The sequence below is a fragment of the Paenibacillus sp. 1001270B_150601_E10 genome, from assembly GCF_015558675.1.
Classification (GTDB): domain Bacteria; phylum Bacillota; class Bacilli; order Paenibacillales; family Paenibacillaceae; genus Paenibacillus_B.
On record NZ_JADMOL010000002.1, the window covers coordinates 380,342 to 396,250 of the forward strand.

Below are 15,909 nucleotides of genomic sequence, written 5' to 3' on the forward strand. Positions count from 1 at the left end.
GAGGTTATTCATCATGAGCAAAGTAATTGGTATTGACTTAGGAACAACAAACTCATGCGTAGCAGTTATGGAGGGTGGCGAGGCTGTCGTTATCCCTAACCCAGAAGGTGCGCGCACCACTCCATCCGTGGTAGGCTTCAAAAAAGACGGCGAGCGCATTACAGGGGAAACCGCTAAGCGTCAAGCGATCACAAACCCTGATCGCACGGTTAGTTCCATTAAGCGTCATATGGGTACTGACTTCAAAGTAGCTATTGATGACAAAAACTACAGCCCGCAAGAAATCTCTGCAATGATTTTGCATAAGCTGAAATCCGATGCAGAAGCTTACTTGGGCCAAACGGTAACACAAGCGGTTATTACCGTCCCAGCTTACTTCAACGACGCTCAGCGTCAAGCAACAAAAGATGCAGGTAAAATTGCAGGTCTTGAAGTTCTTCGTATCGTGAACGAGCCAACTGCGGCTGCGCTTGCATATGGTGCTGACAAAGAAGGCGACCATACAATCCTCGTTTATGACCTTGGTGGTGGTACTTTCGACGTGTCCATCCTTGAGCTTGGCGATGGCTTCTTCGAAGTTAAAGCAACAAGTGGTGACAACAACCTTGGTGGTGACGACTTTGACCAAGTAATCATCGATTATTTGGTAGCAGAGTTCAAAAAAGAACAAGGCATAGATCTTAGCAAGGACAAGGCAGCTGTTCAACGTTTGAAAGATGCAGCTGAAAAAGCGAAGAAAGAGCTTTCTGGCGTTCTAACAGCTTCCATTAGCTTGCCGTTTATCACTGTTGTGGATGGCGTGCCTCAGCACTTGGAGCTTAGCCTTACTCGTGCGAAGTTCGAAGAATTGTCCCATCACTTGGTAGAGCGTACGCTTGGACCTACTCGCCAAGCGATGCAAGATGCGGGTCTTAGCGCTTCCGAGATCGACAAGATCGTACTGGTGGGTGGATCCACTCGTATCCCAGCTGTACAAGAAGCGATTAAAAAGCTTACCGGCAAAGATCCATACAAAGGCGTAAACCCTGATGAAGTGGTTGCGCTTGGCGCGGCTGTTCAAGCTGGTGTATTGACTGGTGACGTGAAAGACGTTGTGCTTCTCGACGTAACGCCATTGTCCCTTGGTATCGAAACAGCAGGCGGCGTATTCACAAAGATGATCGATCGCAATACGACGATTCCAACGAACAAGTCTCAAGTGTTCTCCACTTATGCAGACAACCAAACAAGCGTTGAAATTCACGTGCTGCAAGGTGAACGCTCCATGGCTTCAGACAACAAAACGCTTGGACGCTTCATCCTGTCCGATATTCCGCCAGCACCACGCGGTTTGCCACAAATCGAAGTATCCTTCGATATTGATGCGAATGGTATCGTAAAAGTATCCGCAATGGATAAAGGTACAGGAAAGAGCCAAAACATCACGATCACTTCCAACAGCGGATTGACGGATGATGAAGTCGACCGCATGATGAAGGAAGCGGAAATGTATGCGGATGAAGACAACAAACGCAAAGAAATGGTTGAAGTGAAAAACAACGCTGACCAATTGATCTATACAACTGAAAAAACCATCAAGGACCTTGGCGACAAAGCAGATCAAGCTGAAGTAGCGAAAGCGAACGAAGCGAAGGACAACTTGAAAAAAGTGCTTGAATCAAACAATGTGGACGAGATCAAGGCTGCTACAGAGAAGCTGATGGAAATCGTTCAGCAGCTGTCTGTGAAGCTGTATGAGCAAGCTGCACAAGCGGAGCAAGCAGCGCAAGGTGCTGAAGGTCAAGCACAAGGCGGGGCAAACAAGGATAATGTTGTTGACGCAGATTACGAAGTTGTTGACGAAGACAAGAAATAATCAGAGTCGCAACAAGCAGTCAAAGTCTGGGATAACCAGGCTTTGACTTTCCTTTTGTTCTGATCCAAAATAGAGTGTCATGAACGCGATGAATCGTTATGGGGGTGGAAGAGTGGCAGAAAAGCGAGATTATTATGAGGTCCTAGGAGTAGGCAAGAGCGCTAGTGACGATGAGATCAAAAAGGCTTATCGTAAGCTTGCGCGTCAATATCACCCGGACGTCAATAAGGCGGATGATGCTGAGCAGAAGTTCAAGGAAGTAAAAGAAGCTTATGACGTCCTCAGTGATTCTCAAAAACGCAATATGTATGACCAATATGGCCATGTCGATCCGAACCAAGGCATGGGAGGCGGCGGCTTCTCTGGCGACTTCGGAGGATTTGGCGATATTTTCGATATGTTCTTTGGCGGCGGAGGCAGACAGCGTGATCCGAATGCGCCGCAGCGTGGTAATGATCTTCAATACACAATGACTGTGGAATTCAAGGAAGCGGCATTCGGTGTGGAGAAGGATATTACCATTCCTAGAACCGAAGAGTGCGATACATGTCATGGTTCTGGCGCCAAGCCTGGCACAACGCCGGAAACATGTTCGCGCTGTCGTGGTACAGGTCAAGAGGAAGTGGCGCAAAATACGCCATTTGGCCGCATGGTTAACCGCCGTACATGCTCCGCATGCCAGGGGCGCGGAAAGATCATTCGTGATAAATGTAACACATGCCACGGCAACGGTACGCTTAAAAAGCAGCGTAAAATTCACGTTCGTATTCCTGCGGGAGCATTTGACGGTGCTCAAATCCGTATGACAGGCGAAGGGGAAGCGGGCTTGCGCGGAGGTCCGAGCGGAGATCTGTATGTTGTGCTTCGCGTGAAGGATCATGAGTTCTTCCAGCGTGAGGATGATGACATCTATTGTGAAGTGCCGATTACCTTTGCACAGGCTGCGCTTGGAGATGAAGTAGAGATTCCGACGCTGCATGACAAGGTGAAGCTGAAGATCCCTGCAGGCACTCAAACGGGAACGAATTTCCGTCTTCGCGGCAAAGGGGTTCCGCATCTGCGCGGTACCGGCAACGGGGATCAGCACGTGAAGGTTGTTGTCGTCACACCTACAAAGCTTAACGAAGAGCAAAAGAATGCCCTTAGTCACTTTGCAGACCTAAGCGGCGAAGCACCGAGTGGAACGCACGAAGAAGGCTTCTTTGATCGTATGAAGCGTGCTTTTAGAGGAGAATAAGTATTGATCTAAATATAAAGATGATTCCTGTAGCGAGTAATGAACAGGAGTCATCTTTTTTCTATATAGATATCTGCGGATGTTGCCAATTTCAAAGTTGAAATGAAGGTGTTAAAGCATCCCTTCGTATAATTATCAGCAATTTACGGGAAAATCGTAGACATGGTCAGGATTGTAAACTTATCGTTCATTTTTTTGAAAAGAATATATATGTGATGTTAAGAAATAAGAAATGAGCTTATCTATAAAGGGAAATAGGAAATATTGTTCTTGACTGCGCTTCCAATAAGGATATATAATAAACTTAAATCGGAATAATATAATCATTAAGTTGAATATCTAACGGAATTTTTCTTTTATTTTCTTAAATAAGTTTAGTAAATAAACTTAATATTCAAAATCCAAGAAGAAAGTAGTTGTTACATCGCGATGAATGTCCATTTACCAAGCACAATACGTAAATTGAACAAAGAAATTGTACTCAATATTATCAAGGATCTCGGTCCTCTGCCGCGTTCTGAGATCGCCAAGCATTCCGGTATAACTAAAGCAACGATCTCGGAAATTGTTAAAGAGCTTATTGAAGAAAAGCTCATATATGATGAGAAAGAAGGTGATGATAACAGCAAAAGGGGCACGAATCTACATTTCTCTAAATATGCGACTTATGGTATCGCTGTTGATTTAGGCGGCACCTCGATTAATCTTGGATTATTCAATCTGGCAGGAGAATTGTTTATGGAGCATTCTGTTCCAACCTATGATTTGGATACAAGTGAAGCTTTCCTACTTCAGATGGTTGACGATATAAAAGCTTTCATCGAACAAGCAGATCAACCACTTGACCGACTTTCCTTCATTAGCATTGCAACGCCAGGCATTGTAGATCCTACTGCTGGGATCGTGTTAGAAGGTTCACCGAATTTACCTGAATGGAGGAATATCCATCTCACGCAATATTTTCAGAACATTTTTCAAGTGCCTGTCATTATTGAAAATGATGTGCGTGCAGCGCTTGTCGGCGAGATGTACTCTGGAGCGTTCCAAAATGTTAACTCCGCAGTCCTAATCGGTATCGGGACAGGTCTTGGTTCCGCAATGCTTATGGATGGCAAGGTCATAAGAGGTGCAAATAATGCTGCTGGCGAAATCGGCTACATGGTTGTTAAGCGCGATCAGTTGTATGCGCCTTCGACGAAAGGACATTTGGAGATGTCTTGCTCAGGATCTGGTTTGGAAGAACTTGCTCGATCCCTTTTTCATAAGAAGATGACTGCAAGCGAGATCTTTCATCAAGCCAAGCTTGGCGATCTTCAAGCTAAGTATCTCATTGATCAATTCGAGGACAATCTTGCTATGGGTATTTTGAATATGATCGCGCTAATTAATCCTGAGAAGATTGTATTAATGGGGGGGGTTACAAAGTCATTATCACTCGAACAGCTAACACGTAAGGTGAAGCTGCATACGACGGAAGTTACGAACGTTACGTTTGAAATTTCGGACTTACAGCATCACTCTTCATTGCAGGGGATCGCAATACTTGGACTAAATAAAGCTTTTCCTACTTTGCAATTTTTAAAAGATAAACAGCTGTACTAGTCTTTGAAGTCAATGTTCAAAGCAATAGCTTTTTCACAGTTATAATTTTAACCGCTATTTCGCAATCAAATAGTAATTGTTGGAATGACAACTAAGAGGAGCGTGTCGCAAATGTCAGGTATTCAAATACATCCACACGACATTATTGATGAAGGGATGCCGCAGATCATTTCGTACATTAAAAAACTGAAAGACGTTCGTTATATATTTCCTGAAGTGAATACGATCTTTGAACGCAATCCAGTTCCTGTCGGCATCTTGCCGAGAAATCCCGTTCATGAGGTTGTCTTCGGGACAGGCACAATGCATGCCATACTGCCTTCTTATGAGGAATATGGTCTAGATCAGCGCAGAGAACCTACTCTATCGCCAGAACAGGACCCGCTTATGATCGTAAAAGAAGCACTGGAAGATGGAGAATTCGAAATAATCCCATGGATTAATATATTGAACGGACATTTTCAAGGCAGCAACCTGAATAATAATCTTGTGACTGACTATACAGGACAAGTCATTAACCACTGGCTTTGTCCTAATGCTCCCGATGTCATTGACTTTTGGGAGAAGGCTTTTGTTGATCTCTATCAACGATACGGCTTCACTTCCTATATGATTGATAGAATACGTTACCCGGATTGGGCAGGTGAAGAGATTAATCCAAGACAATTACTTACTTGCTTTTGTCCGCACTGCCAAGCGAAGATGCATGAGCAGCATTTAGATGTAAGCGCCATCAAAGATGCAATTCATATATGGAGTACGAAGCTAAAAGCGAAGCAATTTGATGATGCTGTTAACTATGCGAGTGACAATGAACAAATTAAAGCTTGGATTCAATTCCGCCAAGATAGTGTATCGGAATTCGTAGAGCGCCTTATTTCACGAGTAAGAAAAGTAAATAATGATTTTACGATTTGGCTTGACCTGTGGCCACCTTCCTACGGATGGATGCTTGGACAAGATTATACAAGCTTAACGAAGCTCTCTCCAGCTTTGAAGCATTTCCCATATCATAAGCTCGGTGGGGGTGCTGATGTACAAGGCCTCATACATTACCTTGCAACCACATCAGAGGAACAAGAGGCAGCCTTCCAAGCTTTTAAGAGATTCTTCTATCTGCCGTATGATTTGTCTTATGAGATGTTCAAGAACGAAGGATTCCCGATTCAGTTTGTAGCCGATCAGAATAATCTTGTGCGTGAAAAATCATCAACGAATACAAGGATTTTCAGCGGCATTCAAATGTGGAACTTGTCACCGGATAACTTACTTGAAGCAATCCAAGCTGGGGAACAAAGCGAAGCAGACGATCTGTTGTATTACTGTTATGGATGGGCAACCGACGATTTATTCGAGGCTATTCAACATTATCGTGAGAAAGGGACGAAATAATCATGCAAAAACTACAGCGTCCGATCATTTACTTCCTGATTTTTGCTACGATGTTCGTTCTTGGCGGGATCCAGAATACGAAGGGTATCATCCTTGAGAAGGTACAGTACGATATTCAACTCGATCTAGGTCAAGTCGGATTGATGGTGTCTATATTCCAAATCGGGTTTCTATTAGCAAGCTTAGTTGCAGGGATTCTAGCAGACCGCAAAGGCATTAAAATAGTCATGATGGCCGGTACGACCCTTATGATGTTAGGCCTTATCGGAACCAGCGCAGCTTCTGTAGTATCCTTCTTCTTAGGATTCTATCTTATTGTTGGCTTTGGGATCGGTACGATGACGGTATCGGTTGCTACCTTGATCCCTACGTTCTTTAAGGAACGTGCAGGTGTTATTTTTAACCTAGCTAATGCACTGTTCGGTGTAGGAATGATCGTAACACCACTGATTCTAAATGTCATTTTTGCACAAAATATTAGCTGGCGTGCGTTCTACATCGGAGTTGCTGTCCTCATTGCTATTATTTTGTTCGCGCTAATATTGTTCAACCAGTCACAGGCTGCTTCCGCAAAGGGGCAGGATGACGTTACCATTAAGTCTGTCTTGCAGCTCTTCCAAAATCGTCAAATCGTGCTCGTCATTCTGTTTATTCTATTCTATGTTGCTGCGGAAGCTGGCTTCTTGAACTTTTTCCCGATTTTTTACACATCGCTGGACATTGCAGGAATGGATGCCGCGCAGAAGGCGGCGACAGCAGGATATATTATAGCGAGCTTTGCCTTTTTATTCACCATCGGAAGATTCGCTGGCGGTTATATCATTTATAAGCTGGGCGAACGCCGCACACTGGTATTTTTCTCACTCTTTGCCCTTGTTTCTTTGGTCATTGGTCGCATATTCATGAAGGACTCGAGCTACTTGATGATGCTGTTCGGACTTGCGATGTCCGTACTATTCCCTACAGCACAAGGAATCGCCTCAAAACTGACAAAGAAAGCAGGTTCCTTGCAAGGTTTGATCTACGTTGCATCGGGTCTCGGCGGGGCGGTTGTAGGTATTCTGATCGGTCAAGTATCAACAATCTTTGGAATTCAGAATGGGTTCAACCTGCTCATCGTATTCACTGCCTTGATCTGCATCTTTGCCTTCATGATTAAGACACCAAATATCGAGGAGTAATATTGTACAAGTGCATGATGCGCGGAAATAAGATCGTAAACGAAGAGGGACTGTCCCAAAAGTGTTCTCACATGATGGGAACAGCCCACCTCATTCATAAAAGGAGCTCAAATTCCACTATTAAGTGGTAAATGAGCTCCTTTTCGTATTCAAAATCTATCCTCAAGTGGTGAAACAATTTTATTATATTTTGAAGAAAAACGAGCAATGCTTATTATTAAATGTGAATATTTTGAAATGGTTTGTGAAATAATAGTTAAGCGTTTACATCGATTAGGAGGGAAACTATGCCGACACCAACGAACAAGAACCATGCACAATCTTCGGAGGATGCTTTTGCATCGAACCATCTTCCGACTGGAAAGTCTGAAGATGTTGAATACTCAGAGGAGCTAGCTGATGCTGAAGATCTTGCTGCACAAGCACGTGCCGAAGCAGCTGACGCTAGAGCACAGCTAAATGTTCAGTTCCAGCATGATGTAGAAGCGAGATTGTTTGAAATGAAGCTGCAAGCACTTCGAATCGATGGCGTGCGTATGATTGACCCGTCGAATCCTGGCATGGCCGCATATGTAGTGCAGGCGGATGTGCCATTAGAGCTTATGTCTCAGGTGAATGCTGTTGCTCAGGATCATCATGGGCTGTATTAATTTTAGAGCACTCCCCCGTTTATGCTAACTCCTTACATTGTACAGGCGGACTTGTAGCTTCCGTCGTCGTTGTAAGGAGTTTGCTTTTTGTGTACAATGTTAAGAATGTGGATATTAAGACTTGAACAGTAGAAGAAGGGGGAATCATGCGTGTTTTGGCATGAATTGACGATACATACAACTGAGGAAGCGACCGAGATGATCAGCAACTTCCTTCATGAGGCAGGAGCTGGCGGCGTATCCATTGAGGAGTCGGGCACGCTGAACAAAGAGCGTGATACTTCCTTTGGGCAATGGTACGAAAGACCGCTCAACGACATTCCAGAAGGACAAGCTGTGATGCAAGGCTACTTTGCAGATGGCACTGACCTTCAAGCGATTGAGAAAGAGGTGCGAGAGCGCATCGAAGAGCTTCGCGGATACGAGATTGATCCAGGCTCTGCTGAGATGAGCTGGAAGACCGTTCATGAGGACGACTGGGCCGATGCTTGGAAAAAATATTTCAAGCCTATGCGTGTCTCTGAGCGTCTGACCATTAAGCCTACGTGGGAAGAATACGAGCCGAAAACCGAACAGGAGAAGATCATTGAGATCGATCCAGGGATGGCTTTTGGCACAGGTACGCATCCAACAACGGCACTCTGCCTTCGCACATTGGAATCTGTCATTAAAGGCGGCGAGGATGTTATCGATGTGGGCACAGGCTCAGGCATTCTAGCGATCGGCGCAATGAAGCTTGGCGCGAAGCAAGTGCTCGCAATTGATCTGGATCCAATCGCCGTAACAAGTGCAAATGCGAATGCTGCATTGAATGATCTGACCAGCAGCATTACTGTGCGCGAAGGCGATTTGTTGCAAGTGTTGAAGACGAGCGAGTCAGCATCTAAGGAGGAGCTTGGCGTTAACCTTCCTGTGCAGGTTGTCGTTGCGAATATCCTTGCAGAGATCATTATTCTGTTCCCAGACGATGTATTCGAAGCGTTGGCACCAGGTGGAATCTATATCGCTTCAGGTATTTATAAAGATAAAATTGAGCTTGTAACGAACACATTAGTGAAAAGTGGATTTACCATCCAAGAGAAGCATCATGATGAAGACTGGTGTGCCATCGTCGCTCGCAAAGATCAATAGAAGGGCGGTATGTGAATGGATGCATTGAACGATCTTCTAAGGATCAAGCTTGAAATGCTGCCCTTTGTCCTACTTGTGCTCATGATTGCCTTTGCTGTGCATGAATTTGCGCATGCGTACTTCGCTTGGAAGTTTGGCGATCCGACTGCGAAGATGCTTGGACGCGTAACGCTGAATCCAGCGAAGCATATGGACGTGCTCGGCACGCTGCTGTTCATCATCGCAGGATTTGGTTGGGCGAAGCCGGTTCCCGTTAATCGAGCGAACTTCAAGAACCCCCGCATGATGGGGATTGTCGTATCGGCAGCGGGACCGATAAGCAACCTGTTCCTAGCCTTTATCGGAACAATCATGCTGCATGTCAGCTTCAATATGGGTTGGGTCGCTTTAGAGAATATGACGCGCGCTCAAGAGGCGCTTATGATATTCTTGAATCTCTTTATTCAATATAATATCGTCTTGTTCCTATTTAACTTGATTCCGTTGCCGCCGCTTGATGGCTATCGGATTATTGAAGACTTGGCTCCAAGACGAATCCAAGCGAAGCTCTCGCAATATGAGCAGTGGTCGGTCTTTATTTTCTTATTAATCGTGTTTATTCCGCCGCTTCGCAAGGTGACGATTGATCCATTGTTTGGCTTAAGCCAAGATATTCTTCTTGCATTCAGCAAAGCCGCCTTTTTCATAACAGGCGGTTAGGTGTTACTTAAATTTTAACAACTCTAGCACTTCACTTCTAAACGTTGTATGATGAGGAATGTTGAGTACGATGCAAAAATACTTTGTGTCTCCCGAGCAATTCGGTGAGCAATATATTGAAATTACGGGGCAGGACGCCCATCACATCACGAAGGTGATGCGCCAGAAGCCTGGGGATGCCTGCATCGTCAGCGATGGGGTATCTCGTGAAGCCTTGGTTCAGCTAGAATCGATCGAGGATAAGGTCGTAAGTGCTGTCATTGTGGAGCATCGCGAGCTGGACCGTGAGCCAAGCTACGCTATTACGATTGCGCAGAGTCTGCCCAAGGGCGACAAGATGGAGCTTATTATTCAAAAGTGCACAGAGATCGGCGCCGCTTCCTTTATCCCATTCGTGTCTGAGCGTACCGTCGTTCAATATGATGCGAAGAAGGAAGCGAAGCGGCTTGAACGCTGGAGCAAGATTGCGAAAGAGGCGGCGGAGCAGTCGCATCGCAACCGCGTCCCAAGCATTGAAGCGAGCATGAGCTGGAATGAGCTTCTGCAGTCGATTGCTTCATACGATCTTGTGCTGTTCTGCTATGAGAATGAGCAGGGAACACAGCTTCGGGATGTTGTAAGGCCTTTTGTTGAGCGTCGTCGTGCTGAGAATCAAGACGCTGCTCGCGTTCTGATCATTGTAGGTCCGGAAGGCGGGTTTGCGAGCCGTGAGGTCGAGCAGATGATAAGCCAAGGTGCCCAGTGCGTAGGTTTGGGCCGTCGTATACTTCGTGCGGAGACAGCAGGCATGCTTGCCTTGGGCTGTCTTCTCTATGAGACTGGAGAAATGGGAGGAATCTAAGCCATGCCATCAATCGCCTTTTATACGTTAGGGTGTAAGGTAAACTTCTATGATACAGAAGCGATATGGCAACTGTTCAAGCAGGAAGGCTATGAGCAAGTTGACTTTGAACAAACCGCGGATGTATATCTGATCAATACATGTACGGTTACGAATACAGGGGATAAGAAGAGCCGTCAGATTATTCGACGTGCCGTTCGCCGTAATCCTGATGCGATTATCGCGGTTACAGGCTGCTATGCGCAGACTTCCCCTGCCGAGATTCTCGATATTCCAGGCGTAGACCTTGTAATTGGGAATCAAGACCGTGACAAGCTCCTTGATTATGTTAAAGAAATTCAAGAGAAGCGTGAGCCGATCAATGCAGTTCGCAACATTATGAAGACTCGTGCGTTTGAAGAGCTGGATGTGCCGGACTTTGCGGATCGCACGCGCGCCTTCCTGAAGATTCAAGAAGGATGCAACAACTTCTGTACGTTCTGCATTATTCCATGGTCCCGCGGCTTGTCCCGAAGCCGTGAGTCGGAAAGTGTATTGAAGCAGGCGCGTCAGCTCGTTGCGGCAGGCTATAAGGAAATTGTATTAACCGGTATCCACACAGGCGGATATGGCGATGATCTTGAAAGCTATGATCTGACTGATCTCTTATGGGATCTCGATAAGATCGAAGGACTTGAGCGTATTCGCATCAGCTCCATCGAGGCGAGCCAGATTGATGATCGCATGATTGAGGTGTTGAATAAGTCCTCCAAGATGTGCAGACATCTTCACATTCCGCTTCAAGCGGGCAATAGCGAAGTGTTGAAGCGCATGCGCCGCAAGTATACAACAGAAGAATTTGCTGAGAAGATTGCGCGTATTCGTGAGGCCATGCCAGATGTTGCAATTACGACTGACGTGATTGTAGGCTTCCCAGGTGAGACGGATGAGCAATTTAAGGAGGGCTATGCATTCATGAAGAATGTAGGCTTCTCCGAAATGCACGTCTTCCCCTATTCCAAGCGTACCGGTACACCGGCAGCTCGCATGGAAGATCAGGTGGATGAGGAAGTGAAGCATGCTCGTGTGCATGAGCTGATCGAGTTGTCTGAGCAAATGCAGCTTGAATATGCAAAGTCCTTTGTAGGACAAGTCGTGGACGTTATTCCTGAGGGTCCTGCGAAGGGCAGACAGGAAGCGGGGCTTATCATGGGGTACTCTGACAATTACTTGCAAGTCATTTTCGAAGGCGACGAGTCAATGATCGGTAAAGTATGTCGTGTGAAGCTGACCGAAGCAGGCGTTAACGAGTGCGAAGGCGTGCTTGTGCGCGTTATGGACCCAACGATGAATCAAGCGGCGAACATGTAAATGACAGTTGTGTAGGAGGATTTCGGCTCTCTATTGAAGAGAGGATGAAATCCTTCTTCTATTGCGATAACATAAGGTCATAAACCAATACGGGAGGTTCGCGTCATGAAGGAAATTTCAGCAGGTGGGGTCGTGTATCGTACCCATAATGGTGCATTGGGGATTCAGCTGATCCAAGATCGATATGGAAAGATATCTTTTGCTAAAGGAAAAATGGAGCCGGGAGAAACGGTTGAGCAAACAGCGCTTCGTGAGATTTGGGAAGAAACAGGCATCACCGGACGTATCGAGGCTCATATTGATGTCATCCGATATCAATATGAGCATCCCACGCATGGTACAGTAGACAAGGAAGTTCACTATTATCTCGTTGAGGCGGAAAGCGGGCAGCATCAGGCGCAGGTTGAGGAAATCCGCGGCGTAAGCTGGTTTTTGCCGCTTGAAGCATGGAAACAGCAAAAAGAGGCAGGCTATAATAATAACGACCATATTTTAAAGCAAGCACTTGAGAAGCTGAATATTTCCGTAGACGAAAGGTGAGATCATAGGATGGAACGAGCATCTTTAGCAACCTACATTGACCATACCCTGCTTAAGGCTGACGCGAATCGCACCCAGATTGAACAGCTCTGCCAGGAGGCGCGCGAGCATCAGTTTTACAGCGTTTGTGTTAATGGCATTTGGGTAAGAGCCTGTCAGGAGCTGCTGCAGGGTACGGATGTGAAAATTGCAGCTGTATGCGGATTTCCGCTCGGCGCGAATGCGACGGCTGCCAAAGCCTTTGAAGCCGCTCGTGCAGTTGAGGATGGTGCTGAAGAGATTGATATGGTTCTGCAGATCGGTCCTCTTCTTGCTGGCGACTACTCCTTAGTGGAGCAAGATATTGCAGCAGTAGTAAAGATGACAGAAGGGAAAGCCATTGTCAAAGTCATCTTTGAGACAGGCATGCTGAGCGATGAGCAAAAGGTAACAGCTTGCAAGCTGTCAGAGGCAGCTGGCGCCCATTACGTCAAGACGTCCACAGGATTCGGTGCCGGCGGCGCTACTGAAGCGGACATTAAGCTTATGCGAGCAAGCGTATCACCTTCTATCGGTGTGAAGGCTTCCGGCGGCGTAAGAGACTATGCCACTGCTGTAAAAATGATTGAAGCTGGCGCAACGCGCATTGGAACAAGCTCTGGCGTTCAAATTGTCAGCGGAGACGCTTCCAGACCGGCAGGTAGCACAGCGGAAGGGCAGCAACCGAACTCACAATATTAAAAATCGTTTGCGCTCTTGCAATTTGTCCTGCTTCTTGGCCGCTCATAAGCTGAGACAGGTGAAGAAGCTGATCGATAAAAGGATAGAACAATAGAGCGCCTCCGACATTCAGCACCACATGGCTCCAAGCGACGAATTGGCCGCTGCGGCTTCCGCCGATGGAGGCGATAATCGCTGTAAAGCATGTGCCAATGTTGGAGCCGATCACAATGGCGATGCCGACTGCAACGGGCAGTGCCCCAGTCGCAGCGAGTCCCATTGCCATCGCGATGATCGCAGCGCTGCTGTGAACGAGCGCCGTAATTATTATGCCCGCTAATAGCGCCCACAGGAGGCTTTCCTGGGAGCGCTCCAGGAACCAGGAGAACATGCCTCGCTCTTGGAGAGGCTCGCTTATTTTCTTCATCCACTCCATCCCGAGCAAGATGAGAGAAAAGCCGCCTGTGGCGATGGAAGCATATTGAAGAGGCTTCCACCAATGCTGAATTCGGGGCACAATATTCGGAATGATATCATCGGCAATCACTCCCCACATCCAAGCTGTTATCGAACCAAGCAGCAAGGGGAGCGCATAATGCGTTATGTTAAGGCCAATCAGCTCTGTCGTTAGACAGGTGCCGATATTGGTGCCCAAGATAATGCCTAATGTGCGTGGAAAGGTGACAAGTCCTGCGTTGACAAGACCAATAGCTATAACGGTAATGGCCGTGCTGCTTTGCATCGCAGCAGTCATTAACGAACTGAATACCATACCGTGTACAGGAGTCTTCGTGAAGCGGTGAAGAGCTCGCTGCAGATAAGGCCCAGCCCAAAGATGAAGAGCGAATTCCATCGTTTTCATTCCAAATAAAAATATGGCGAGCCCACCGATAAGGGGGAGAATGATGTCTTGCAGCATAAAGGCCACTCCTTTGCTAGGGGACTACAGCGCAACTCTCGCTGGATGTATATGATTCATCTGACTAATAGGCATCGGAGAATGCATGTGAACGACAGGTGTGCGTAAGGGCTTGTCTGTTTCTTTTTCAATAAGAGGCTTGATGAATCGATGCGACTAGGAATTGTGCTTGAGAAGAAAGCTGTGTATACATATGCTTGTTCCGTCCTGATCCTTTAAGCTAGAAAGGATCAACCAACTGCGTATTGCAGGGACGTTTTGCCCATTGCAGAGAGGCAACGTCGTTTGACTGATAATTGCAATCTACACCATTGTATGCGCCTTAAGGGACAACCATGACAAGCGTGATGGGCTGAAGCCTGAGGCATGGATTGAGGAGGAGAATGTTATCGAATCGGTAGAAATGAGCCGCCCGCAAGTGGTGCTGTCGAAAGCGCGCAAGAAGCGCATAGAGCGTTCGCACCCGTGGGTATATAAAACAGAAATTGATCATGTTATAGGGGAACCTGTTCCGGGAGATTTGGTAGACGTATATACGGAAAAGGGGAAGTATGCGGCAACAGGATACTATAATCCTGCTTCTCAAATTACGGTCCGGGTGATTGCTTATGAGCCCAACGTAACCATGGACAAGGACTACTTTGTTCGTCACTTTGAAGATTGCTTAAATCATCGAGAACGCTTCTTAGGGGAGGTTACAGCCTACCGCCTTGTTTATGGCGAAGCAGACTTCCTGCCAGGGCTCATTGTCGATCGCTTCGATCAATGCTTGGTAGTGCAGATATTAACCCTCGGCATGGATGCTCGCCGTGATGCAATTGTAGAGGCTCTTGTCGAGGTGCTGAAGCCAGAGGGCATTTATGAGCGCAGTGATGTGCCTATTCGCGAGCGAGAAGGCTTAGAGCAGCGTACAGGCGTGTTGTATGGAAGTTGTCCACGGCATGTCCAGGTACAAGAGAATGGGTTGACGATTGAGGTAGACATCGTTGAAGGCCAGAAGACCGGTTACTTCTTTGACCAAAGGGAGAATCGTGCTTCGATCGCGCCTCTAATGACGGGCTGGGGAAAAAGAAGCGGCATTCGCCTTCAAGATGTTGAGACGGAAGCAGGCATAAGCCGTTTGCCTGTTAATGCGAATGGCAAGGTAGTAACCTTCACATGGTGGGATGGAGCTACTGTGCTTGAGTGCTTTGCACATACAGGAAGCTTTACGCTTCATGCCTGCAAATATGGCGCGAAGAAGGTTACATGTCTTGATATCTCGGATCATGCGATTCAAAGCGCAAAACGCAATGTGGAGCTGAATGGCTTCACGGACCGAGTTGAATTTGTCGTAGCGGATGCCTTTGCTTACCTGCGTGCCCAGGTTCGCGGACATCAGGAGCGTACGGAGCGTTCTCATGTGAAAGAAGGCAAAAAGCTGGATACCTCCAAGCCGCTAACAGCAGGGGGAGGCCGCACGTGGGATGTGGTCATTCTGGACCCACCGGCTTTTGCCAAGACAAGAGGCGCGGTAGCTGGCGCAACTCGCGGCTACAAGGATATCAATCTTCAGGGCATGAAGCTCGTGAATGAAGGCGGCTATCTTGTCACAGCAAGCTGCTCCTATCATATGCGTCCTGAGCTGTTTATGAATGCGATTCTTGACGCGGCTCATGATGCGGGAAAGGTGCTTCGTCTAATTGAATGGCGTACGGCTGGCTATGATCATCCGCAGATCGCGGGCGTAGACGAAGGACATTACTTGAAATTTGCTGTATTCGAAGTTAGAAGCAAAGGAAATTCATAATGGGTCGCTCAACCTGTATCCTCA

The 15,909-nt window shown here is 46.7% G+C and carries 14 protein-coding genes; 13 read left to right on the top strand and 1 reads right to left on the bottom strand.

Going from position 1 to position 15,909, the window contains the following annotated elements; all coding sequences use genetic code 11:
* Positions 1-13 precede the first annotated feature (13 nt).
* The 12 genes from dnaK to deoC all read left to right on the top strand — a co-directional run bounded on the left by dnaK (position 14) and on the right by deoC (position 13,198).
* Positions 14-1,855: a molecular chaperone DnaK gene (gene dnaK / locus I2H74_RS06650; protein WP_195572666.1), complete on the top strand. Its 1,842-nt coding sequence runs from the start codon at positions 14-16 to the stop codon at positions 1,853-1,855.
* A 112-nt stretch (positions 1,856-1,967) separates the two neighbouring features.
* Positions 1,968-3,092: a molecular chaperone DnaJ gene (dnaJ, locus tag I2H74_RS06655; protein WP_324254016.1), complete on the top strand. Its 1,125-nt coding sequence runs from the start codon at positions 1,968-1,970 to the stop codon at positions 3,090-3,092.
* 429 nt (positions 3,093-3,521) lie between these two features.
* Complete coding sequence (locus I2H74_RS06660; protein WP_195572667.1) at positions 3,522-4,694, top strand: ROK family transcriptional regulator; 1,173 nt, start codon at positions 3,522-3,524, stop codon at positions 4,692-4,694.
* Between the two features lie 111 nt (positions 4,695-4,805).
* Complete coding sequence (locus I2H74_RS06665) at positions 4,806-6,086, top strand: hypothetical protein (protein WP_195572669.1); 1,281 nt, start codon at positions 4,806-4,808, stop codon at positions 6,084-6,086.
* 2 nt (positions 6,087-6,088) lie between these two features.
* On the top strand, positions 6,089-7,267 hold the full coding sequence (locus I2H74_RS06670) for an MFS transporter (protein WP_195572671.1): 1,179 nt from the start codon (positions 6,089-6,091) through the stop codon (positions 7,265-7,267).
* Positions 7,268-7,554: 287 nt separating this feature from the next.
* Positions 7,555-7,917, top strand: a complete 363-nt coding sequence (locus I2H74_RS25110; RefSeq protein ID WP_195572673.1) for a YfhD family protein — start codon at positions 7,555-7,557, stop codon at positions 7,915-7,917.
* Between the two features lie 150 nt (positions 7,918-8,067).
* Positions 8,068-9,048 (top strand): 50S ribosomal protein L11 methyltransferase, encoded by a 981-nt coding sequence (gene prmA / locus I2H74_RS06680; protein ID WP_195572675.1) that lies wholly within the window; start codon positions 8,068-8,070, stop codon positions 9,046-9,048.
* Positions 9,049-9,063: 15 nt separating this feature from the next.
* Positions 9,064-9,747 carry a site-2 protease family protein gene (locus I2H74_RS06685; RefSeq protein ID WP_195572677.1) on the top strand — a complete coding sequence of 228 codons (684 nt, stop codon included), beginning with the start codon at positions 9,064-9,066 and terminating at the stop codon, positions 9,745-9,747.
* Positions 9,748-9,817: 70 nt separating this feature from the next.
* A complete protein-coding gene (locus tag I2H74_RS06690; protein WP_195572680.1) occupies positions 9,818-10,588 on the top strand; it encodes a 16S rRNA (uracil(1498)-N(3))-methyltransferase in 771 nt (256 codons plus the stop codon).
* A gap of 3 nt (positions 10,589-10,591) precedes the next feature.
* Positions 10,592-11,938: a tRNA (N(6)-L-threonylcarbamoyladenosine(37)-C(2))-methylthiotransferase MtaB gene (mtaB, locus tag I2H74_RS06695; RefSeq protein WP_195572682.1), complete on the top strand. Its 1,347-nt coding sequence runs from the start codon at positions 10,592-10,594 to the stop codon at positions 11,936-11,938.
* A 105-nt stretch (positions 11,939-12,043) separates the two neighbouring features.
* Positions 12,044-12,478, top strand: coding sequence for an NUDIX hydrolase (locus I2H74_RS06700; RefSeq protein ID WP_195572683.1), 435 nt, complete (start codon positions 12,044-12,046; stop codon positions 12,476-12,478).
* Positions 12,479-12,487: 9 nt separating this feature from the next.
* Positions 12,488-13,198 (top strand): deoxyribose-phosphate aldolase, encoded by a 711-nt coding sequence (gene deoC, locus I2H74_RS06705; RefSeq protein WP_195572684.1) that lies wholly within the window; start codon positions 12,488-12,490, stop codon positions 13,196-13,198.
* Here the strand turns inward: deoC and I2H74_RS06710 are convergent.
* Complete coding sequence (locus I2H74_RS06710; RefSeq protein ID WP_195572685.1) at positions 13,131-14,096, bottom strand: Na/Pi cotransporter family protein; 966 nt, start codon at positions 14,094-14,096, stop codon at positions 13,131-13,133. The genes deoC and I2H74_RS06710 overlap by 68 nt on opposite strands.
* A gap of 403 nt (positions 14,097-14,499) precedes the next feature.
* Between I2H74_RS06710 and I2H74_RS06715 the strand changes: the two genes are divergently transcribed.
* Positions 14,500-15,885 carry a class I SAM-dependent rRNA methyltransferase gene (locus I2H74_RS06715; RefSeq protein WP_195572686.1) on the top strand — a complete coding sequence of 462 codons (1,386 nt, stop codon included), beginning with the start codon at positions 14,500-14,502 and terminating at the stop codon, positions 15,883-15,885.
* Positions 15,886-15,909: the final 24 nt, after the last annotated feature.